Raw genomic sequence first — 20,862 nt, 5'->3', positions numbered from 1 at the left:
TAGGCGCGCGGCCGCAGACAGTACAAGTGGTACGGCCAAGGCCGCGCAACGACGCCAGAGTCTTTTTGAAATGGCCTCTTAGCCCGCCAGGTAGGTCTGGGCCAGCCGGACCCAGCAAGCCGCGCCCAGCGGCAGCACCCGGTCGTTGAAATCGTAGCCCGGGTTGTGCACCATGCAGCCACCGAACTCGCCTTCGCCGTTGCCGAGGATCAGGTAGCAGCCCGGCACCTCGTTCAGCATCCACGCAAAGTCCTCGCTGCCGTTCAGGCCCTTGGGGGCTTGCGTCACGACTTTGTCGGTGCCGACCAGTTCGGCGCAGACCTGCTGCGCCAGCGTTGTTTCGGCCTGTGTGTTGACCATCGGCGGCGTCAGCTGGCGATAGTCGATGTGCGCCTCCACGCCGTGCGCCTGCGCGGTCAGGCTGACGATCTCGCGGATGCGCTGCTCCACCAGCGCGCGCGTCTCCGGGCGCGCCGCGCGCACGTTCAGGCCCAGCGTGACTGATTCCGGAATCACATTGTGCGTGGCGCCGCCACGGATAAAGCCCACCGATACCACGGCCGTATCGTCCGGCGCCACATTGCGCGCCACCACCGTCTGCAGCGCGGTGACGATGGCCGCGGACGCCGCGATCGGATCGCGCGCGCGGTGCGGCATGGCGCCATGCCCGCCCACGCCCTTGATGGTCACGTCGGCCACGTCGGACGACAAGCTCACCGGGCCGGGGAGCACGCGGAAGGTGCCGGCGGGCACGCCCGGCATATTGTGCAAGGCGAACACGGCATCGCACGGGAAACGCGCGAACAGGCCATCCTCGATCATCGCGCGCGCGCCGCAGAGGTTCTCCTCGTCGGGCTGGAAGATCAGGTTGAGGGTGCCATCGAAATCGCGGCTATCCGCCAGTGCCTTGGCGGCGGCCAGCAGGATGGCAGTGTGGCCGTCGTGGCCGCACGCGTGCATCTTGCCCGGGATCTTGCTGGCATACGGCAGGCCCGTGGCCTCGACGACCGGCAACGCATCCATGTCGGCGCGAATGCCCAGGCGGCGCTTGCCGTTGCCCAGCTTCAGCTGCCCGACCACGCCGCTCTTGCCGATGCCCGTGTGCACCTCGTAGCCCCAGCTCTCCAGCAAGGTGGCCACCAGCTTGCTGGTGGCGCCAACCTCGAAGCCGAGCTCAGGCTGGGCGTGGATCTGGCGGCGGATGCCGATAAAGGTCTCGGCATCGATCTGGATCGCCGGCAGCAGGTGCGGCAGCAGCTGGAAGGGCGTCAGGGTCGGTTCGCGGGTCATGTGTTTATCCTTTGCTGCAAGTTGGCCGGCCTGGCCGGGTAGAGGAGGGGAGCGCTCAATGCGCTTGGGCGTTTTCGCGGATCGTCAGCACCGCGAGGATGGTCACCGCGCCACAGGCCATCATGTAGAAGGCGGGCGCCATCGGGTTGCCGGTCTTGGCCAGCATCCAGGTGACGATGAACTGGCAGGAGCCGCCGAACACCGTCACGCCAACCGCGTAGATCACCGACAGGCCGCTGGCGCGCACATGGGCCGGCAGGAGTTCCATCATCATCAGCAGCATCGGCGTGGAGCCCAGGTAGACGCTGGCGGTCAGCAACGCGGACAGCGACAGCACCAGCGGCACGCTCGGGTAATGGGTCATCAGCCAGAACGCGGGATAGAGGCACACCAGCGTGAAGGCCATCGAGCCCAGCACCAGCGGCTTGCGGTGCGGCAAGCGGTCGGCCAGCGTGCCGGCCACCAGCGACATCACCAGGCACACCACACCCGTCACGCAGCCCGACAGCAGCGACAGCGATGGCGGCAGATGCAGTTCGCGGATCATGTAGGTGGGCATGAAATACACCACCAGATAGGTGCCGACCGTGCCGCCGATGATGGTCAGGATGCCCTTGACCACCGTGCCGCCATGCTCGCGGAACAGCGTGCCGAGCGGGCTGGGCGCGTGCGCCTCGGCCGTGTGCGTCTCGTCCAGGTGAGCGCGGATATACAGCCCCACAGGCGCAATCAGCAGGCCCAGCACGAAGGGCACGCGCCAGCCCCAGCTTTCCAGCGACGCCTGCGGCAGCACGCCATAGAGAATGGCGGCCGTGAGCGCGCCCAGCGTCGCCGCGATGCCCTGGCTACCGAGCTGCCAGCTGACACGAAAGCCGCGGCCATTGATGCCGCCGGACTCCATCAGCATGGCGGTGGAGGCGCCAATCTCGCCGCCGAGCGAAAAGCCCTGCAGCAGGCGTCCGGCCACGATCATCACCGGCCCGAACAAGCCAGCGGCCGCGTAGGTCGGGGCGAAGGCCAGGCACATCGTGCCAATCACCATCAGCCCGATGGTCAGCGTCATCGCTGCCTTGCGGCCATGGCGGTCCGCGTAGTTGCCGATCACGAAGCCGCCCAGCGGCCGCATCACGAAGCCGATGCCGAAGGTCGCCACCGCCAGCAGCAGCGAGCCGTATGCGCTGTCGGACGGAAAGAACAGCTTGCCGATCAGCAACGCGAAGAAGCTGTAGACGGTGAAGTCGTACATCTCGAGCGCATTGCCGATCGAGCAGGCGGCGATCAGGCGGGACTGGCTCTGACGCGCCGGGCTCGCGGGCGTGGCCTGGGAAGGGGCCAGCGAGGGCGCCGCGGGCAGGGTGGCATCGTTCATGTCGGATCTCCACGAACTGGTTGAGGGGGTAGGGGTGGGGGCCGTGGAGGCTGGCGCTTGCCGGGCATCCATCGCGGGAAAGTGGGGACTCCCTGGCGATGAAGTATTAAGGCAAACACGGCAAGCCAAAAATCATATATTTTCATCCTGATAACCAAATGGCATCGCCGTCATAACCACCGTCGCGCCGCTATCGGTACAAGTACCGAGAAGCCTTGTGCCATGAGTATCCATGGGCATTCGCGGCGTAGCACCGGGTGCGCGCAGTCGTGTCGCCAGCGGCGCTCGGGCACGGCTGCGGGGCGGCGCGCACCGTTGCGGGGCGCCTGGAAGAACATAAAAAGAGGAAAAGCCAAGATGAAGCTGCAGCAACTACGCATCCTGCTGGCGGTGGCCCAGCACGGCAGCATCCACGAGGCCTCGCGCAGCCTCCATGTGTCGCAGCCGGCGCTGTCCAAAGCCATCGCCGAACTGGAACGCGAACTCGGCGTCACCCTGATGTCGCGCTCCGTGCGCGGCGTGAGCCTGACCGCCTATGGCGTGGCGCTGGTCAAGCGCGCCAGCCTGGTGGAGCAGGAACTGCGGCATGCGCTGGAAGACATCGAAGCCATTCGCGGCCACGCCGACGCGCAGCTCAACATCGGCTTCACCGCGGTGGCCTCCAGCGGTCCGCTGCCCGACGCCATGGCCGCGTTCCGCAAGCGTTTTCCCAACGTCGGCCTGCGCGGCTTCGAGCTGCGCCCGCAACAGATCCTCGAAGGCCTGCGCGAAGGCCGGCTCGACCTCGGCCTGATCTCCACCAACAGCGGCCCCGGCACCGGCGCCTTCCAGTGGGAACCGCTGTTTTCCATCGGGATGTCGCTGGCCGTGCGCGCCGGCCATCCGCTGCGGCGGGTACGCCGGCTGCGGCCGCTGCTCGATGCCGACTGGCTCGTCCTCGACCCGCTCGACGACCCTGGCAGCCCGCTCGCCAGCGTGATGCGGCTGCACCGCCTCGACATGCCCAAGCGCGTGGTGCAGAGCGCCTCCAACCTGCTCGGCCTGCAGCTGGCCACGCGCACCGACCTGATCAGCATGTGGTCCGACTTTGTCTTCGACGGCACCGGCCCGCTGCGGCTCGATGCTTCGTCATTGATTCGACTGCCGATCAGCGACGAACTACCCGAGTTCCGCGTGTTCCTCGTCTACCGATCGGAAGACCTGATGACCCACGCCTGCGCCGAGTTCAGCAAGGAGGTACGGCACTGCGCGCAAACGATGCCGCGCGGGCGGCCCGCGGTGCGTGCGGGCAGGTGAGTGCAGTGATGCATTGTCCGGGCGCCCGAGTGCCTGATCGGATACGAATGGCCCGAGGGCAGACTCCAGGTCCGGGCCTCTCGCCGGATATCTCATTCCTCATACCCCCACCCGAATCGCCCCCATAGCCCCCAGCACATGCCCGCCGCATCCAAATGCGCCACAATGACGCCCAGGAGACACACAGCATGGACAAGCTAAAACAGATCGAAGCCTTTATCGCCGTTGTCGAACACGGCAGCATGGCTGCGGCCGCGCTGACGCAGGGGGTGACGCCGGTGATGATCGGGCGCCGCATCAATGCGCTGGAGGCGCGCATCGGCGTGAAGCTGCTCCACCGCTCGACCCGGCGCATTGTGGTGACGGAGCAAGGCGCGGCGTTCATGGAGCAATGCAAGAAGGCCCTGGCGGACCTGGACCGGGCCGAGATGCTGATCGCCGAGGGCAAGCACAAGGCGACCGGCCACCTGATCGTGTCGGCACCGGCGGCGTTCGGGCGCAAGCATGTGGCGCCGCATGCCCCGGCGTTCCTGGCGGCGAACCCCGAGGTGCAGATTTCCTTCAACCTGACCGACCGCGTGGTGGACCTCGTGCGCGAGGGCTATGACGTGGGCATCCGCATCGGCGGGGCCATCGATCCGAACTTTGTCGCGATCAAGCTGGCGACCAACAAGCGGGTGGTGTGCGGCACGCCGGCTTACTTCGCGCGCAACGGCGTGCCGCAGACACTGGACGACCTGGCGCAGCACAACTGCTTGGCGTTCAACCTGCAGGGAGGCCAGCAGCGCGGCTGGTATTTCCAGCAGGACGGCAAGACGGTGACGGTGCGCGTCAATGGCAACCTGGATTGCAACGACGGCGAGTTGCTGCATCGCTGGACGGGCGAGAGCCTGGGGCTGGGCTGGCGCTCCACCTGGGAAATCCTGCCGCAGCTGGAGAGCGGGGAGCTGATCACGGTGCTGGATGAGTACGCGCTGCCGGATTACGACATCCTTGCGGTGTACCCGCAGCAGCGTCCGGTGCCGGCAAAGATCCGCTTTTTTATCGAGCACCTGAAGGCGGCGTTCGCGGTGCCGGGCTACTGGACCGGGCGGCAAGGAAGATGATGGCGGGGTGGCTCGCGGACGCGATCGTCCTTGTTCACCTCGCCTTTATCGTCTTCGTCATGCTGGGCGGTTTGCTGGTGTTGCGCTGGCCGCGCATGGCCTGGCTGCATCTGCCGGCAGCGGCCTGGGGCGTGGTGGTGGAGTGGAGCGGATGGATCTGCCCGCTCACGCCGCTGGAAAATGCGCTGCGCCAGCGCGCGGGGCAGCAAGCCTATGGCGGGGACTTTGTGCAGCACTACGTGCTGGCGCTGATCTATCCCGAGGGCCTCACGCGCGAGATCCAGATGGGGCTTGGCGCCGTGGTGCTGGCGCTCAACCTGACGGTCTACGTGGCGCTCTATCGCCGGATGCGGCGCCAGCGAACGCGTCGGCACGCCTGAGCGCGCAGGACGCAAGGCGCGGATCGCCAAGCACCTCCGCCTGCGCCTGCGCCTGCGCCACGCAACACTACGACGCCGGCTTGAACGCCGCTGCCCGCTTTTCCATATTGGCGATCACGGCTTCGCGCTGGTTGGCGCCGCCGATCAGCCGGTCCTGTTCGACCGATTCGGCCAGCAGGATGGCGGCACCATCGCCGTCTTCGCTCACCTGCATCAAGCGCTTGGCGGCGCGGATTGCGTCCGGGCTGCGGTTGGCGATGTCGCGCGCGGTGGCTAGCGCGGCGGCGCGCGGGTCGTCCACCACGGCGGTGGCCAGGCCCAGCGCGCAGGCTTCTTCACCAGTAACGATGCGCCCGCTGTAGATCAGCTCGCGCAGGCGGTCGGGGCGCACCAGGCCGCGCATCAGCAGCATGCCGGCCATGTCGGGCACCAGCCCCCACTTGATCTCCATCACCGACATGCGCGTGTCCGCAGTGACATAGCGCAGGTCCGCGCCGAGCGCGACCTGCAAGCCGCCACCGAACGCCACGCCGTGCACAGCGGCAATCACCGGCACCGGCAATTCGCGCCACACCATGCAGGCGAACTGCGGGCGGTTGGCGATGCCATGGCTGCGCGCCGCGAGGCGGCCCGCGGCGATGGCGTCGCCCTGGCCATCGCCCAGCCCGGCCATGCTCTGCATATCGAGCCCGGCGCAAAATGCGCGGCCTGCGCCCGACAGCACAACGGCGCGCAAGTCCGGCTCGCGCGCGAGACGCTGGCCGGTCTCGATCAGCGCGTCGAACATGGCGGGGTCGAGCGCGTTCATCTTGTCGGGCCGGTTGAGCCTGACCTCGGCCACGCCGTCTTCGATGGTCAGGATGATGCGTTCGCTGCTGGTGCTCATAGGGCATTGCTCCTTGCTGGAATCGGGTCCTGCGCCGTGGGCAGGACATAGTCTTTGAATTGTTCGCGCAGCTTCACCTTGAGCAGCTTGCCCGTGGCAGTGTGGGGCAGCGAGTCGACAAAGGCGACGTCGTCGGGCACCCACCATTTGGCGACGCGCGCGGCGAGAAACGCGAGCAGGTCGGCGGCGCTCACGTCCTTGCCCGCGCGGCGCACCACCACCAGCAGCGGGCGCTCTTGCCACTTGGGATGTGGCACGCCCACGACGGCGGCTTCGGCCACGGCGGGATGTCCCATGGTGGCATTCTCCAGATCGATGGAAGAAATCCACTCGCCGCCGGACTTGATCACGTCCTTGGCGCGATCCACCAGCTGCACATAGCCGTCGGCATCGATATTGGCAACGTCGCCGGTGTCGAACCAGCCGTCGGCATCGAGCGCGTCGTGCTCTGCCTTGAAGTACGCCGAGGCGATCCACGGCCCGCGCACCTTGAGCCGGCCAAAGGCCTGGCCATCGTGCGGCAGCGCGTTGCCCTGGTCGTCCTCGATGCGCAGGTCCACGCCCCACAGCGCGCGGCCTTGCTTGAGCTTGATCTTCAATTGCTCCTGCGCGCCCAGCGCTTGATGCTTGGGCAAGAGCGTGCTGATCACGCCGATCGGGCTGGTCTCCGTCATGCCCCAGCCCTGGACGAAGCGCGCGCCGAACTGCTGCTCGAAGCGCTCGATCATCGCCGCCGGCGCGGCGGAGCCACCTACGCCGGCCAGCTTCAGCCCGAGCGAGCGCGGATCGATCTCCGGATGCGCATCCAGGTACTGGAACAGCATCAGCCACACCGTGGGCACCGCGGTGGAAAAGGTCACGCGTTCGTCGCGCAGCATGCGGTAGACGTTTTCGCCGTCCAGGTGCTGGGCGGGCAGCACCATCTTTGCGCCCGTCATGGCGCATGCGTAGGGCATGCCCCAGGCGTTGGCGTGGAACAGCGGCACGACCAGCAGGATCGTGCTGTCCGCGCTCACGCCAAACGTGTCGGACGCACAGGCCTTGAGGCTGTGCAGCACGGTGGAGCGATGCGAATACAGCACGCCTTTGGGGTTGCCGGTGGTGCCCGACGTGTAGCAAAGCGAGGACGCGGTGCGCTCGTCGAACTGCGGCCATGCATAGTCCTCGCTGCCGGCCTCGACCAGGTCTTCGTAGCACAGCAGGCTGGGCAGCTTGCCGGCGAGGCCGAGCGCGTCGGTGCCGGCGCGATCGGTCATTGCCACGAAGTGCTTGACGCTGGACAGGCGCGGCGCGAGTTGCGCCACCAGCGGCGCGAAGCACGGGTCGAAGAAGAGCACGCGGTCTTGCGCGTGATTGATGATGTAGTCGATCTGCTCCGGGAACAGGCGGGGATTGACGGTATGCAGCACCACGCCCGCGCCCGACACGCCAAAGTACAGCTCCAGGTGGCGGTGCGTGTTCCATGCCAGCGTGCCGACACGGTCGCCTTGCTCAACGCCGAGTCCGCCCAGTCCGCCCAATCCGCCGGGGCCGACGAGCGCGCTGGCGACCCGCTTCGCGCGGCGGTGCACCTGCGCGTAGTTGGAGCGCACCGTGCCGCCATCGATCGTGCGCGACACGATCTCCTGCTGCGGGTGGTACTGCGCGGCGTACTCGATCAGTGAAGAAATCAGCAACGGACGGTCTTGCATGAGGCCTAGCATGGTGCGCGTCTCCTGGTTTCGAATGGGTGGTGCGATGCGTAGCCAGCGGCGCTCAGCGGCCCTTGAACGCGGGCTTGCGCTTTTCCAGGAACGCCGCCACGCCTTCCTTGACGTCCTCGCTCTTCGATGCGCGCGACTGCAGCGTGGCTTCCCGTTCGAGCTGCGCCGGCAGGTCGCTCTGCAGGCTGGCGTTGAGCGCTTCCTTGATCAGGCCGTAGGCAAAGGTGGGCATCTGCGCCAGGTGGGCGGCCAGCCTGGCGGTCTCGGCCGGCAAGGCTTCGTCTTCATGCACCTTCCACACCAGGCCGATGCGATGCGCTTCTTCGGCGTCGATTTTCTCGGCCAGGATGGCCAGCGCGCGGGCGCGCATCTCGCCCGCGTAGCGCGGCAGGAAGTAGGTGCTTCCCGCATCGGGCACCAGGCCGATTTTCGAGAAGGCCTGCAGGAACGACGCGGAGCGGCCAGCCAGCACCACGTCGCCGGCCAGCGCCAGGCTCATGCCGGCGCCGGCCGCCACGCCGTTGACCGAGGTGATGACGGGCTTGGGCATATTGCGCAGCGCCAGGATGATCGGGTGGTAGCGCTCGCGCAGCAGCGTGCCCGAATCCTGCAGCCCGGTACCACGCCCGGCCAGGTCGGCGCCCGCGCAAAAGCCGCGGCCGTTGGCGCTCAGCACCACCGCGCGCACGGCCTCGTCCTGCGCGGCACGCTCGACGGCGGCGCGCAGCTCGAGCAGCAGCGCGCTGTTGAGCGCGTTGAGCACGTCGGGGCGGTTCAGGGTGATGGTGGCCACGCCCTCGGCGGCGTGATAGAGCACGGGTGAAGTCATAGGAGTCTCCTTGTCGTAGGTGTTCTGCTGCACAAATGCACGAAGGCTTGAGTGTGTGTAGCGCCGCGCGGCTCAGGCCGCCTTGCCGGGCGCCTTGGGCGGATGCAGTGCGTCGGCGGACGCGTCGCCCAGCTTGCTGCCCCCATCGCAGTCGACGATGGTGCCGGTGATATAGCGAGCGTTGTCGGTGGACAGGAACAGCGCCGTATTGGCGATATCGTCCTTGTCGCCGTAGTCACGCAGCGCCAGGCGCGCCTTGAAGCGCGCCTCCATTTCCGGCGTGGGCGCGAGCCGCGCCATGCCCTCGGTGCCGGCGATGGGGCCGGGCGAGATGGCGTTGACGCGCACGCCGGCCGGGCCCCATTCCATGGCCAGGCATTTCACCAGCATGTTGATGCCGGCCTTGGCGGCGCATACGTGGGCCTGGAACATCATCGCGTTGACCGCCTGCGGCGCGGTGATGGCGATCAGCGAGGCGCCCGGCGCATTCAGAAAGGCAAAGCAGGCGCGAAAGACATTGAAGGTGCCGATCAGGTCGATATCCACCACGGTCTTGAAGCCGTTGGCGGACATGCCCAGGGCCGGTGCGACAAAATTGCCGGCCGCGCCCGAGATCACGATGTCGATCGGGCCAAGCTCGTTGCGCGTGCGCGCGAGCGCCGCTTCCACCGCGGCGTAGTCGCGCACATCGGCTGCCATGCCGATGGCGCTGCCGCCGGCGTCGTTGATGCTGGCCGCCGCCGCCGCGATACGCTCGGGGTCGCGGCTGACCAGCGCCAGCCTGGCGCCTGCCTTGGCAAAATGCCGGGCGATGCCCAGGTTGATGCCGGACGAGGCGCCGGCGATAAACACGACCTTGCCGGCCAGGACGTCGTCTTTGAACGCGTTGGACATAGGTTTCCCTCCCTCGGATGGGTTGGATGATGAAAGCGGATGGCCCGGCACGGAAATCGGGCGGGAAGATCAGCCGCGCACGCGGCGCGGGCGCACGGACGGCGAGACCGCCAGGGGCGGCAAATCGGGGAGCAGGATGGCGCGGGCTGGTGCTGGCGATGGCTCGAACATCGCCACCGGACGGCTGGAACGGGTCATGTCTGTCTCCTGGCTTTTATCTTTTGCCATTTATCTTTTAAGCAGCCTCTGACTTGGGCCTCCGACATCCTACTCCGAAGCCGTGATTCGATCACGTGCGGATCTGGCAATGATGGCGCGCGCGGCGCGCAAAAGAAAAAGCCCGCACCCAAGCCGGCGTGCGGGCTGCCGTCCGCGATGGACGGGCCAGTGTGTCATGAAGCGCGCCCCCGCAGCTTCATGACGAGGTCGATGATCGTGCAAAGGCGCGTGGCGCGCATTGACCTGGGTCAAGCGCGCAGCAGCATGCCCGGTTCAGGCCAGCAGCGCCGTCACCAGGTCCTTGCTGCGGGCGGCGGGCACCTGCTCGAAATGCAGCGCCGCCTCGACGTGGTTCAGGTGCTCCACCATCAGGGTCACCGCGCGCTCGGTGTCGCCGGCGCGGGCGGCCTCGATGAAGTCGCGATGCTCATCCGAGGAGCAGGCGGCATCGCGGCGGGACTGGTAGAGCATGGTGATCACCGCGCTGCGCAACGACAGCTCCTGCAGCATGCCCGTCAGCACACCATTGCCCACCACGTCCGCCAGCATGATGTGGAAATCGCTGAGCAGGCGGGTGCGCACATGGGCATCGCTGCCGCCCAGCGCTTTCTTCTCGGCGACGAGGTGCCGGTCAATGCGCTTGTAGTCGGCGGCGGTGGCGCGCGCCACGAACTCGCGGGCCAGGGCCGCCTCCAGGATGCGGCGCACCGCAAACACTTCGCGCGCCTCCTCGGCGCTGGGCTTGGCCACGAAGGCGCCCTTGTCCGGCACGATCTGGATGAGCTTGTCCTTGGACAGCATCAGCAGCGCGGCGCGCACCTTGGTGCGGCTGACGCGGTAGACGCTGGCCAGGGCCTCTTCGCGCAGCTTGGTGCCGGGCGGCAGGCGGTGCGAGACGATCGCCGCGACGATGTCTTCGGCGATCGCTTCGGCGGTCATGGCAGGGTCGATATGCTCAGGCATGGTTGCGCACTTGCGCAGCGTCTCGGTAGGAGGAATCCCGAGATTCTAGCGCCCCGCGGCCGCGCCGGGCAGCGGGGATGCCCCGGGGGTAGCCAGGGCGGCCTCGTGCGGCGCCGGGGCAAAGCCCGCTTCAAGGTCGCTGGCGTCGATCCTGCCGTTGAGCACGTCGTGGGCGCGGGCCCGGTCGATGTCCTTTTCCCAGGCGGCGACCACGACGGTGGCCACGCAGTTGCCGATCAGGTTGCCGACCGCGCGGGCAATGCCGATGAACCAGTCCACCGACAGCACCAGCACCAGCCCGATGGCGGGAATGGCCGGGTGCGCCGACAGCGTGGCCGCCAGGATCACGATGGCCGAGCCGGGGATGCCGTGCGCGCCCTTGGAGGTGACCAGCGCCACCGCCAGGATGCCGAGCAGGTCGCCCAGCGCGAGCGGCGTATTGGTGGCCTGGGCGATAAATACCGCGGCCAGCGTCAGGTAGATCGAAAAGGCATCCAGGTTGAAGGAGTAGCCCGTGGGGATCACCAGGCCCACCACCGATTTCTTGATGCCGAGGAACTCCAGCTTCTTCATCACCTGCGGCAGCACGCTGTCGGACGAGGCGGTACCCAGCACCACCAGCAGCTCGGCGCGCAGGTAGCGGATCAGCTTGAAGACGGAAAAGCCGCACAGGCGCATCACCGTGCCCAGCACCACCATCACGAACAAGGCCACCGCGCCGTAGAACACCAGCACCAGGTAGCCCAGCTGCTTGAGCGAGCCGATGCCGTACTTGCCCACGGTGAAGGCTACCGCGCCCAGCACGCCCAGCGGAGCCAGCTTGATGATGAAGCCCATCATCTTGAACAGCGTGTGCGAGAAGGTATCGATGATCGTCACCAGCGGCTGGCCGCGCTCACCCACCAGCGACAGCGCGCAACCGAACAGGATCGATACCAGCAGCACCTGCAGCACGTCGCCGCTGGCGAACGCGCCCATCACCGTGCTGGGGATCAGCTTGAGCAGGAAGTCCACCATGCCCGCGCTCTTGACCTTCTGGGCCGTGTCCACGTAGGCGGACATGGCCGAGGCGTCGAGCGAGGCCGGGTTCACGTTCATGCCGGTGCCGGGGTGGAAGATGTAGGCCAGCGCGATGCCCAGCGCCAGCGCGATGGTGGTGACCACCTCGAAATAGAGCACGGCCTTGATGCCGACCCGGCCCACCTTCTTGAGCTCGCCGGCGCCGCAGATGCCCGCCACCACCACGCAGAACACGATCGGGCCGATCAGCATCTTGATCAGCTTGATAAAGGCATCGCCGAGCGGCTTGAGCTTGGCGGCAAATTCGGGGAAGAGCAGCCCGAGCGCAGTCCCGAGCACCAGGGCGACAAGGACCTGGCCGAACAGGGATCGGAAGAAGCGGGAAAAGCGGGAAGGGGCGGCGTGCGGGCGGCCGGAAGCCGGCCGTTGCTGGACTGCTGGGTGCATCGTTGTCTCCATGCGGACGCGTCCTGGACTTTGGCTGGCGCATCCTGTCATTGCTGCAGGAATTGCCGGTTGCCCGCGTGGCGGGACAGCCGGCCTGACGTGCCGGGCGCGTGGCCGGGTGAGGGCTGCGGCGCTTCGTGGATTGGCCCTCCTGTTGGAGCGGAATCCACGCAACTCGCTGTCCGGATCGGATTGTCCGCAGCGAATTGTCGGAACGTGGAAGCCAATATAGTGCATATCATTTTTGTATGCAATTTTTGAATTCACTGTGCTACCATGAATCGCACAAAATAGAGCTCTCGCACGAGAGTCAAGGCGCACCGGGATGGTCCGGCGGCGCCGGCCCGGCACCCGAGGCACCGCTGGCGCGGGGCTTGCATGATCCGGCGCCACCCGCATTCGCGCACTTCCAGCAGGAGACACGCATGGCAGCAACCCTCACGCCCGCTACCGAAACCGGGGCGCGCATCATGGCCTGGGCCGATACCCTGGCCGTCCACACCGAGCAGCCCGGCATGCTCACCCGCACCTATCTCACCGAGGCTCACCACGGCGCCGCCGCGCAGCTCACCGAGTGGATGCAGGCTGCCGGCATGACGGTGCGCCGCGACGCGGCCGGCAACGTGATCGGCCGCTACGAGGGCACCACGCCCAATGTGCCCGCGCTGCTCACCGGCTCGCATTTCGACACCGTGCGCGATGGCGGCCGCTATGACGGCAACCTCGGCGTGATCCTCCCGGTCGCCTGTGTGGCGCAGTGGAACCGCCAGGGCAAGCGCTTCCCGTTCGCCATCGAGGTGGTCGGCTTTGCCGAGGAGGAGGGCGTGCGCTTCAAGGCCACGCTGCTGGGCAGCCGCGCCATCGCCGGCACCTTCGACACCAATGTGCTCGACAACGTGGACGACTCGGGCAAGACCATGCGCGAAGTGATGCGCGCGGCAGGTTTCGATCCCGCTGGCCTGCCCGCCGCCGCGCATGCGCGCGAGCAGGTGCTGGCTTTCGTGGAAGTCCATATCGAGCAAGGCCCGGTGCTGCTCAACGAAGGACTGTCACTGGGTGTCGTGACCGCGATCTCCGGCGCCACCCGCTTTATCGTGGAACTTGAAGGGCTGGCCGGCCACGCCGGCACCGTGCCGATGGACATGCGCCGCGACGCCGCCATGGCCGGCGCCGAGATCGGCCTGTTTATCGAGCGCCGTTGCAGTGGCCTGCCGGGCCTGGTCGGCACGATCGGCCAGTTCAACGTGCCTAACGGCGCCGCCAATGTGGTGCCGGGCCGCGCGGTCTTCTCCATCGACATCCGTGCTGGCGAAGACGCCGTGCGCCAGGCTGCAGTGAATGACGTGCTGGCCGAAATCGAGCGCGTGTGCGCCCGGCGCAATGTGCGCGTGCAGATCCGCAAGACGCACGAGGCCGTCAGCGTGCCGTGCGCGCCCTGGCTGCAACAGCAATGGGCGGATGCCATCGCCCGCCAGGGGCTGCCGGTGCGGCACCTGCCTTCCGGCGCCGGCCACGACGCCATGGCCATCGCGGCCATTGCCGATGTCGCGATGCTGTTTGTGCGCTGCGGCAACGGTGGCATCAGCCATCACCCCACCGAGATCATGACTGCGGAGGACGCCGCCAGCGCGGCTGCCGTGTTCAGCGATTTCGTCGAGCATTTCGACAAGCATTCCGCGCGGCAGCAGTAAAGCGCCCGCATCCGTCATCCTGAAAGACTTTTTCGAGAATCACCATGACCGCAAGAGACAACGTGAACCCGCTGCAGACCACGCTCACCAACTACATCGACGCCCAGCGTCCCGCGCAGGAAGCCTTCCTCGCCGAACTGGTCAAGGTGCCGTCGGATAACCCGCCGGGCGATTGCGACGCGCACGGCGCGCGCGCCAAGGTGCTGCTCGAAGGCCTGGGCTTCAAGGTCGAAGCGCACAAGGTGCCGCACGAGCTGGTCAAGGCCGCCGGCATGATCAGCGCCACCAACCTGCTGGTGCGCAAGACCTTCGGCACGGGCGGCCCCACCATCGCCATGAACGCCCACGGCGACGTGGTGCCTCCGGGGCTGGGCTGGACCAAGGACCCGTACGGCGGCGAAATCGCCGACAGCGAGCACGGTCCGGTCATGTACGGCCGTGGCGTGGCGGTGTCCAAGTCGGACTTCGCCACCTACACGTACGCCGTGCTGGCGCTGATGGAAGCCGAAAAGCAAGGCGCCAGGCTCAACGGCACGCTGGAACTGCAATTCACGTACGACGAGGAAACCGGCGGCGACATCGGTCCCAAGTTCCTGCTCGACCAGGGCCTGAGCAAGCCGGACTACGCCATCTCGGCCGGCTTCTCTTACGGCATCACCTCGGCCCACAACGGCTGCCTGCACGTGGAAGTGACGGTCAAGGGCAAGCAAGGCCACGCCGCCATGCCGCACACCGGCGTGGACGCGATCGAAGCCGCCACCCACATCCTGCAAGCCATCTACGGCCTGCGTGCGGAGCTGGCCACGCGCAAGTCGAAGACGCTGGGCATCGATACCGCCACGCTGAACGTCGGCCTGATCAAGGGCGGCATCAACACCAACGTGGTGCCGGACCTGGTGACCTTCCGCGTCGACCGCCGCATGATCCCCGAAGAAATCGGCTTCGACGCCGAGGGCGAGCTGCGCGCCGTGGTCGAGAAGGCCGCCCGCGACCGTCCGGGCATCGAGGTCAAGGTCGAGCGCATCATCCTGGCCGAGCCGCTGTCGGAACTGCCGGGCGTGGAAAAGCTGATCGGCGCCCTGAAGGGCCGTGCCGAGGAAGTGTTCGGCGTGGAGATCCCGGTGCAAGGCGTGCCGCTCTACACCGATGCCCGCCACTACACCAAGCACGGCATCCCCACCGTGCTGTACGGCGCCGGCCCGCGCACGCTGATGGAAGCGCGCGGCCACAATTCGGACGAGAACCTGCGCCTGAGCGACCTGAACCGTGCCACCAAGGTGGTGGCGCTGGCGCTGTCGGACCTGATCGGTTGATCCGTCATGGTCCCGGGGCTGATATCAGCCTTGGAACTTGAAGAGAGGGCAGGCGCTCGCCGTGCCCGCTCGTCAGCCTTGATCGCAAGATCATGCGCATGACGAATATATCTTCCCAGCCAGATCCGCTTAAAATTCCTCACTAGAATTAACCCAGGTGGATCGGCTGTCCGCCGGCTTGGAGCCGGCCAGGTCTTACGGCTTGGCCGCGCGCTCCACCGGCGGCGTTTCGTCCCCATCTCCCAGCGGCCGCTGCATCAGCACCGTATCGATCCACTGCCCGTGCTTGAACCCGACGGACTGCAACCGGCCGATGGTGCGAAAGCCCACCCGCTCGTGCAAGGCCAGCGAGCCAGCGCCTTCGCCGCTGGCGGTGCAGGCCACTACCGCCACCATCTGCCGCCACGGGCCGCTCTCGCAGCGCGACACCAGCGCGGCCAGCAGCGCCAGGCCAAGGCCCTGGCCCCGGTAGCGCTCGTCGATATAGACCGAATCCTCAATGGCAAAGCGGTAAGCACTGCGCGTACGGTAGGCGCTGGCGTAGGCGTAGCCCAGCACCTCGCCGCCGCGCTCGGCCACCAGGTAGGGCAGGCCCTGGCGCCTCACCTCGGCGTGACGCAGGCGGATGTCGTCCACGCCTGGCTCGACTTCCTCGAACGACGCGCGGCCGTGACGCACGTGGTGCGCGTAGATGGCCTGGATGGCAGGGATGTCGGCGGCGGTGGCGTCGCGGATCGACGGGCTGGCGCAGGCCTGGACGGCGGCGGTGGCATTGGCCACGGCCATCGGCGTGGCGCAGGCGGCGCTGAGTGTGGCGAGAGGGGCTTTCATGATGCTGGCGCGGCGAGCGGTTTGGGCAGGTAAGCCGGTTCGAGCGTAGTCGATGCCGGAGGAAAGGCGATACGTGGATGAAAGCCGTGTTGCAGCAAACTGCCCCGCGGTGGCAAGGGCCGGGGCACGCTGCTACCTTAACTTGCGCCGATGCTATAAAGGAAGCTTCGCTGACTTATGCAGCGCATAAGAAAATCTTTGGCATGCGGCATCTCAATCCCGACTTCCTGCACGCTTTTTCGCTGGTTTGCGATCTTGGCAGCTTTTCGGCGGCGGCCGAGCGCCTCGGCTTGAGCCAGCCGGCGGTCAGCCTGCAGGTGCGCCAGCTGGAGCAGCGTTATGGCCTGCGCCTGCTCGAACGGGTAGGGCGCCATGTGCTGCCCACCCCCGCTGGCGAGGACTTGCTGGCGCACGCGCGTGGCGTGGCCGGGGCGCTGGCCGCCGCTGACGACAGCATGGCGCGCCACGCGGGTGGGGTGGTCGGCCGGGTGCGGCTGGGCACGGGCGCCACCGCCTGCATCTACCTGTTGCCTGCGGTGCTGCGCGACCTGCGCCGCGCCATGCCGGCGCTGGAGATCGTGGTCAGCACGGAAAACACCGGCGAGGCGCTCAAGGCGGTGGAAGACAACGCCCTGGACCTGGCCTTCGTGACGCTGCCGGCCTCTGGCCGGATGTTCGACATCACGCCTGTGCTGGAAGACCCGTTCGTGGCCATCGGCCCCGCCGACGACGAACCATTGCCCGCTACCGTTGCGCCCGCCGACCTGGCCGGCCGGCCGCTGGTGCTCTTTTCGCCCGGCGGCAATACGCGCCGGCTGGTGGACGAATGGTTCCTGCGCGCCGGTATCAGCGCACGCCCGGTGATGGAGCTCGACAGCGTCGAGGCGATCAAGGAGCTGGTGGGTGCCGGGCTGGGCTATTCGGTGCTGCCGGGCATGGCGCTGCCGCCGGGCCAGCCGCGCGCGCGGATCGCCGTGCGCCCGCTGGCCCCGCCGCTGGCGCGCACGCTGGCGCTGGTGTTGCGCCACGACAAGCCGTTGCGCGCCGGGCTGCGCGCCACCGTGGCGGCCCTGCTGCGGCTGGCGCCGCAAAGGCAAAGCCCGGCCTGAGCCGCTATGCCAACTCTCGGGGGCATGCGGGCGGGCGGCGCCGCTTGTATAGTGCGGGTTTGAGCCCCGGCGCCGGGGCATCGGTCGAACCAGGAGTGCCACCATGATTACCATCTATCACAACCCCCGTTGCTCGAAGTCGCGCGAAACACTCGCGCTGGTCGAGGCTGCCGCTGGCCGGCTGGGCGAGCCCGTGGAGATCGTGGAATACCTGAAGACGCCCCCCACGTTGTCCACGCTCAAGCAGCTCCACACCATGCTGGGCGTGCCAGTGCGCGAGATGGTGCGCGACAACGAAGCGCCCTTCAAGGAGCTGGGCCTGGCCGATCCGGGCCTGACCGATGCCGAGGTGCTGGGTGCGGTGGCCGACCACCCCATCCTGCTGCAACGCCCGCTGGTGGTGCGCAACCGCCGCGCCGCCATCGGCCGCCCCCCCGAGAACGTCGCCCCCTTGCTGGCCTGAGCCGGCGCCGGCAAACCTTGGCCCCGAAATAAAACCGGCCCCCACCTAGGTGGGGGCCGGCCCGGTCAGGGAGGCTGAACTGCTTCAGGCGGGTCGTCTATTGAACACCCAGCCAGTGCACGGCCTCCTGACCGAAAGCGATTGCCGCCAGGACCACCAGCAGGATCACCAGCGTCACCACGCTCACGTAGACCATGGCCTTGGCGACTTCGGCATCGTCCTCCAGGGAGTGCGGGCGGGTGGACTCGCGCGAGGATGAGCTCACGTGCGGCCAGTGCAACCGGCCGGCCATCTGGCGCAAGTGCAGGTTGGGATGGAAACGCATGGGCGACACCTCCTGGGCGTGGCTCGCGAGGCCGTGCAAGCCGTATATGGCGTGGCGCTGCGGCAGCCCTGAGAGACGGGGTGGGTTCGGATGCCATATACGTCTTAACTATAGCTGGCGTGGCCCAGGATGCGAGGCCTGCGCATGGCCCTGCGCAGGCAAGCCTGCTCAGGCCGTGGGAGCCGGTGGCGCGCCATCGCGTTCGGCCAAGGCTTGCGCGGCGGCCAGCGTGGCCTCCCGCGCGCGCAGCTCGGCGAGCATGTTGCAGAACAGCGCGCCTTGTTCCAGCGCATCGTCAAGCGCCACATGGGTGTGCGGCAGCGGGTCCTTCCACTGCGCCGGCAGCGCCGGCTTGACGGTCTTGCGGTATGGCAGCCCGGTCATGGCGAACCCCAGCGTCTTGATGTCGAGCGCGGCCCAGCCAAACGGCGAGCGGCCGGCAAAACGCATCATGTACCAGAACATCCAGGTGAAGTCGAAGCCAGCCGGAAAGGCCACGAAGACCGGCTTGCCGGGCAGGCTTTCCACCCATTCCACGTAGCGCACCATGGCCCGCCCGGGCGGCTCCAGGTCCTGCCGGCAGGCGGCCCAGGCTTCCGGCTGGGTTTGCCACCACTGCATCTGCGCCGGATGTCCGGCCGCGCCCGGCAGCGTTTCCAGGTTGGCCGAGAAGGTGCTCAGCACGGTCTTGTCCGCCAGCATCGCGGCGGAGGCGAACGACAGCATGGAGTGCGGCCCGGGGATGGGGCCGTCGGCCTCCACGTCGGTGCTGACATAGATTTCGGGACGGGTGTCCGGTGCCTGTCGCTTGGCCATGGCCTGCTTTGGAAATGAGGTTCGAGAAAAGAGAAAAGCGGCGGCGGGTTTAGCCCACCCGCCCGCTAGCCTGCCAGGCCACTAGGCCACATCGATCAGGTGGTCCGCCACGTAGGGGTTGTGCTTGCGCTCCTCGCCAAAGGTGGAGACGGGCCCGTGGCCAGGCACGAAGGTGACGTCCTCGCCCAGCGGCCACAGATGGGTGCGGATCGAGCGGATCAGGTCGGCGTGGTTGCCGCGCGGAAAGTCGGTGCGGCCAATCGAGCCGGCGAACAACACATCGCCCACGATGGCAAGCCGGTTGGCGCGCGAGAAAAACACCACGTGGCCGGGCGTGTGGCCCGGGCAGTGGTAGACCTCCAGCGTCTCGCTGCCGAACTGCACGGTGTCGCCCGTGTCCAGCCAGCGCTGCGGCTCGAAGATCTCGGCGTGGCCAAAGCCGAAGCGGCGCGTCTGCTCGGGCAGTTGCTCGATCCAGAAGCGCTCGTCCTCGTGCGGCCCCTCGATCGGGATCCCAAGCTCGCGCGCGAGCGACGCGGCGCCCGCGCAATGGTCCACATGGCCGTGGGTGAGGAAGATCTTCTCCAGCGTCACGCCGTGCTCCTTGACCGCCGCATGGATGCGGTCAAGGTCGCCGCCGGGATCGGTCACCGCAGCGCGGCCGGTGGTCTCGTCGATCAGCAGCGCGCAGTTCTGCTGGAAGGGCGTCACGGGAATCAATAGGACTTGCATGGAGCGGAACTCAGGAGGGGGAACGCGGGGATATCGCGAAAGCCGCGGAAGCCGCGGGCGCCTGATGCGCCACAACGGACGCAACCGCCGAAGCGGCCCGCGATGGAAATCGTCCTCGCATTGTAGCGTCGGGCACACCGGAACGTGCTGCGCCAGGCAGCAAGGCCAGGACATGAAGCCATGCGGGCATCACACCGCGAAAGCCTTGCCAGGACTGGCATTGCGCCCGACGACCGCCGAATCGGGTACGGCTTTTGCCGCGTGTTACAGACAATTCGTAACATAATCAAGGCCATAGGTGTAACTGCGTGATGCTAGACTCCCGCGATGTCTTGGTTACCCCCCTATTTTTCCCGCCCCGGGCGGATCGTCCGCCTGTGCCTGCACGCCACGTGCGCGCTGGCGCTGGCCGCCTGCGCGATCCCGCCGGCGAATGAAGGGCAGGAGGGCATGCCCACTGCCGCCACCCCGGGAAGTGCCAAGGCCGCCAAGCCGGGCAGGACGGCAAAGGGCGACAAAAACGGCGAAAGAAGTGGCGACAGAAGCGGCGGCAAGAATGGCAAGGCCGATGATGCCGCCAGGGGCGAGGCGACCGATCATGCCCAGAAAGACAACGGTAACGGCTGGGGCCTGTTCCGCTGGGGCGGCGGCAACGATGGGCTGGGCGAAGGCGCCGGCCAGGGCTCGCTGGAAGGCTTGCGGCCCGATCTGGGCTCCTTTGAGCAGCGCGGCATGGCGTCCTGGTATGGCAAGGGCTTCCATGGCCGCAAGACCGCCAATGGCGAGCGCTTCGACATGCGCGCGATGACCGCCGCGCATCCCTCGCTGCCGCTCGACAGCTGGGTGCTGGTGCGCAACCTGCGCAACGGCAAGGTCGCGGTGGTTCGCATCAACGATCGCGGGCCGTATCACAGCAACCGCGTTCTCGATGTCTCCTACGGTGCCGCCAAGCGCCTCGGCTTTACGAACCACGGCTCGACCCAGGTGGAGATCCGGCGCCTGTCGCGCTCCGAGGTGGCGGCGCTGGGGCCACAGATCGCGCCTGGCGACGACGATGCGGGCGATGGCGGCGAAGATGCCTCCCCTCTTTCCGAGATGGCAGACAATGCCGCCAGGCCGGCGCGTACGGCCCGCAAGGCGCGCAAGCCTGCCACTACCAAGCGCAAGAGCCGCTGAGCCG

At 67.5% G+C, this 20,862-nt stretch carries 21 protein-coding genes; 8 read left to right on the top strand and 13 right to left on the bottom strand.

Translation table 11 applies throughout. The features are described from left to right. Positions 1-78: 78 nt before the first annotated feature. Together RR42_RS19840 and RR42_RS19835 are read right to left on the bottom strand one after the other, a co-directional pair. The gene (locus RR42_RS19840) at positions 79-1,290 is read right to left on the bottom strand and encodes a M20 aminoacylase family protein (protein WP_043350590.1); all 1,212 of its coding nucleotides are present in this window, start codon (positions 1,288-1,290) and stop codon (positions 79-81) included. 55 nt (positions 1,291-1,345) lie between these two features. Continuing rightward, entirely contained in the window at positions 1,346-2,659 is a 1,314-nt protein-coding gene (locus RR42_RS19835) for an MFS transporter (protein ID WP_043350588.1), read from the bottom strand. Positions 2,660-3,016: 357 nt separating this feature from the next. On the opposite strand from RR42_RS19835, the gene RR42_RS19830 reads away from it, so the two are divergent. The 3 genes from RR42_RS19830 (at position 3,017) to RR42_RS19820 (ending at position 5,441) form a co-directional block, all read left to right on the top strand. After that, on the top strand, positions 3,017-3,955 hold the full coding sequence (locus RR42_RS19830) for a LysR family transcriptional regulator (protein ID WP_043350583.1): 939 nt from the start codon (positions 3,017-3,019) through the stop codon (positions 3,953-3,955). 188 nt (positions 3,956-4,143) lie between these two features. After that, the gene (locus RR42_RS19825; protein ID WP_006157327.1) at positions 4,144-5,061 is read left to right on the top strand and encodes a LysR family transcriptional regulator; all 918 of its coding nucleotides are present in this window, start codon (positions 4,144-4,146) and stop codon (positions 5,059-5,061) included. Further along, the gene (locus tag RR42_RS19820; protein ID WP_043350576.1) at positions 5,058-5,441 is read left to right on the top strand and encodes a DUF2784 domain-containing protein; all 384 of its coding nucleotides are present in this window, start codon (positions 5,058-5,060) and stop codon (positions 5,439-5,441) included. Before RR42_RS19825 ends, RR42_RS19820 begins: the two co-directional genes overlap by 4 nt. Positions 5,442-5,508: 67 nt before the next feature. Here the strand turns inward: RR42_RS19820 and RR42_RS19815 are convergent, their stop codons facing one another. The 7 genes from RR42_RS19815 to RR42_RS19790 all read right to left on the bottom strand — a co-directional run bounded on the left by RR42_RS19815 (position 5,509) and on the right by RR42_RS19790 (position 12,402). Then, the gene (locus RR42_RS19815; RefSeq protein ID WP_043350572.1) at positions 5,509-6,327 is read right to left on the bottom strand and encodes a crotonase/enoyl-CoA hydratase family protein; all 819 of its coding nucleotides are present in this window, start codon (positions 6,325-6,327) and stop codon (positions 5,509-5,511) included. Continuing rightward, the gene (locus RR42_RS19810; protein ID WP_043350568.1) at positions 6,324-8,030 is read right to left on the bottom strand and encodes a long-chain-fatty-acid--CoA ligase; all 1,707 of its coding nucleotides are present in this window, start codon (positions 8,028-8,030) and stop codon (positions 6,324-6,326) included. The genes RR42_RS19815 and RR42_RS19810 overlap by 4 nt, the downstream gene beginning before the upstream one ends. Before the next feature lie 52 nt (positions 8,031-8,082). Further along, positions 8,083-8,859 (bottom strand): enoyl-CoA hydratase-related protein, encoded by a 777-nt coding sequence (locus RR42_RS19805; protein WP_043350565.1) that lies wholly within the window; start codon positions 8,857-8,859, stop codon positions 8,083-8,085. A 72-nt stretch (positions 8,860-8,931) separates the two neighbouring features. Further along, positions 8,932-9,753: an SDR family oxidoreductase gene (locus tag RR42_RS19800; protein WP_043350563.1), complete on the bottom strand. Its 822-nt coding sequence runs from the start codon at positions 9,751-9,753 to the stop codon at positions 8,932-8,934. Positions 9,754-9,822: 69 nt separating this feature from the next. Further along, the gene (locus tag RR42_RS41500; RefSeq protein ID WP_269083351.1) at positions 9,823-9,951 is read right to left on the bottom strand and encodes a hypothetical protein; all 129 of its coding nucleotides are present in this window, start codon (positions 9,949-9,951) and stop codon (positions 9,823-9,825) included. Between the two features lie 294 nt (positions 9,952-10,245). Then, positions 10,246-10,935 carry a GntR family transcriptional regulator gene (locus tag RR42_RS19795; protein WP_043350559.1) on the bottom strand — a complete coding sequence of 230 codons (690 nt, stop codon included), beginning with the start codon at positions 10,933-10,935 and terminating at the stop codon, positions 10,246-10,248. Between the two features lie 45 nt (positions 10,936-10,980). Next, the gene (locus tag RR42_RS19790) at positions 10,981-12,402 is read right to left on the bottom strand and encodes a C4-dicarboxylate transporter DctA (protein WP_043350555.1); all 1,422 of its coding nucleotides are present in this window, start codon (positions 12,400-12,402) and stop codon (positions 10,981-10,983) included. Positions 12,403-12,827: 425 nt separating this feature from the next. Between RR42_RS19790 and RR42_RS19785 the strand changes: the two genes are divergently transcribed. Together RR42_RS19785 and RR42_RS19780 are read left to right on the top strand one after the other, a co-directional pair. Next, positions 12,828-14,093 carry an allantoate amidohydrolase gene (locus RR42_RS19785; RefSeq protein ID WP_043350553.1) on the top strand — a complete coding sequence of 422 codons (1,266 nt, stop codon included), beginning with the start codon at positions 12,828-12,830 and terminating at the stop codon, positions 14,091-14,093. A gap of 44 nt (positions 14,094-14,137) precedes the next feature. Beyond that, positions 14,138-15,406, top strand: a complete 1,269-nt coding sequence (locus RR42_RS19780; protein ID WP_043350549.1) for a M20/M25/M40 family metallo-hydrolase — start codon at positions 14,138-14,140, stop codon at positions 15,404-15,406. A 195-nt stretch (positions 15,407-15,601) separates the two neighbouring features. On the opposite strand, the gene RR42_RS19775 is transcribed toward RR42_RS19780, so the two are convergent. After that, on the bottom strand, positions 15,602-16,192 hold the full coding sequence (locus RR42_RS19775; protein ID WP_052494713.1) for a GNAT family N-acetyltransferase: 591 nt from the start codon (positions 16,190-16,192) through the stop codon (positions 15,602-15,604). Between the two features lie 248 nt (positions 16,193-16,440). Between RR42_RS19775 and RR42_RS19770 the strand changes: the two genes are divergently transcribed. Both RR42_RS19770 and arsC read left to right on the top strand, forming a co-directional pair. Next, the gene (locus RR42_RS19770; RefSeq protein WP_043350542.1) at positions 16,441-17,346 is read left to right on the top strand and encodes a LysR family transcriptional regulator; all 906 of its coding nucleotides are present in this window, start codon (positions 16,441-16,443) and stop codon (positions 17,344-17,346) included. 103 nt (positions 17,347-17,449) lie between these two features. After that, on the top strand, positions 17,450-17,809 hold the full coding sequence (arsC, locus tag RR42_RS19765) for an arsenate reductase (glutaredoxin) (RefSeq protein WP_043350539.1): 360 nt from the start codon (positions 17,450-17,452) through the stop codon (positions 17,807-17,809). Positions 17,810-17,906: 97 nt separating this feature from the next. Here the strand turns inward: arsC and RR42_RS19760 are convergent, their stop codons facing one another. The 3 genes from RR42_RS19760 to RR42_RS19750 all read right to left on the bottom strand — a co-directional run bounded on the left by RR42_RS19760 (position 17,907) and on the right by RR42_RS19750 (position 19,682). Beyond that, positions 17,907-18,134: a hypothetical protein gene (locus RR42_RS19760; RefSeq protein ID WP_043350535.1), complete on the bottom strand. Its 228-nt coding sequence runs from the start codon at positions 18,132-18,134 to the stop codon at positions 17,907-17,909. A 168-nt stretch (positions 18,135-18,302) separates the two neighbouring features. Further along, a complete protein-coding gene (locus tag RR42_RS19755) occupies positions 18,303-18,950 on the bottom strand; it encodes an exonuclease (RefSeq protein WP_043350533.1) in 648 nt (215 codons plus the stop codon). Between the two features lie 81 nt (positions 18,951-19,031). Continuing rightward, positions 19,032-19,682: an MBL fold metallo-hydrolase gene (locus RR42_RS19750; protein ID WP_043350529.1), complete on the bottom strand. Its 651-nt coding sequence runs from the start codon at positions 19,680-19,682 to the stop codon at positions 19,032-19,034. A gap of 327 nt (positions 19,683-20,009) precedes the next feature. On the opposite strand from RR42_RS19750, the gene RR42_RS19745 reads away from it, so the two are divergent. Beyond that, positions 20,010-20,858, top strand: coding sequence for a septal ring lytic transglycosylase RlpA family protein (locus RR42_RS19745; protein ID WP_043350525.1), 849 nt, complete (start codon positions 20,010-20,012; stop codon positions 20,856-20,858). The last annotated feature ends 4 nt before the right edge of the window (positions 20,859-20,862 follow it).

Source organism: Cupriavidus basilensis (assembly GCF_000832305.1).
GTDB classification, from domain to species: domain Bacteria; phylum Pseudomonadota; class Gammaproteobacteria; order Burkholderiales; family Burkholderiaceae; genus Cupriavidus; species Cupriavidus basilensis_F.
Note: the sequence above shows the minus strand (reverse complement) of the source record. Positions and strands in the feature narration are given on the sequence as shown.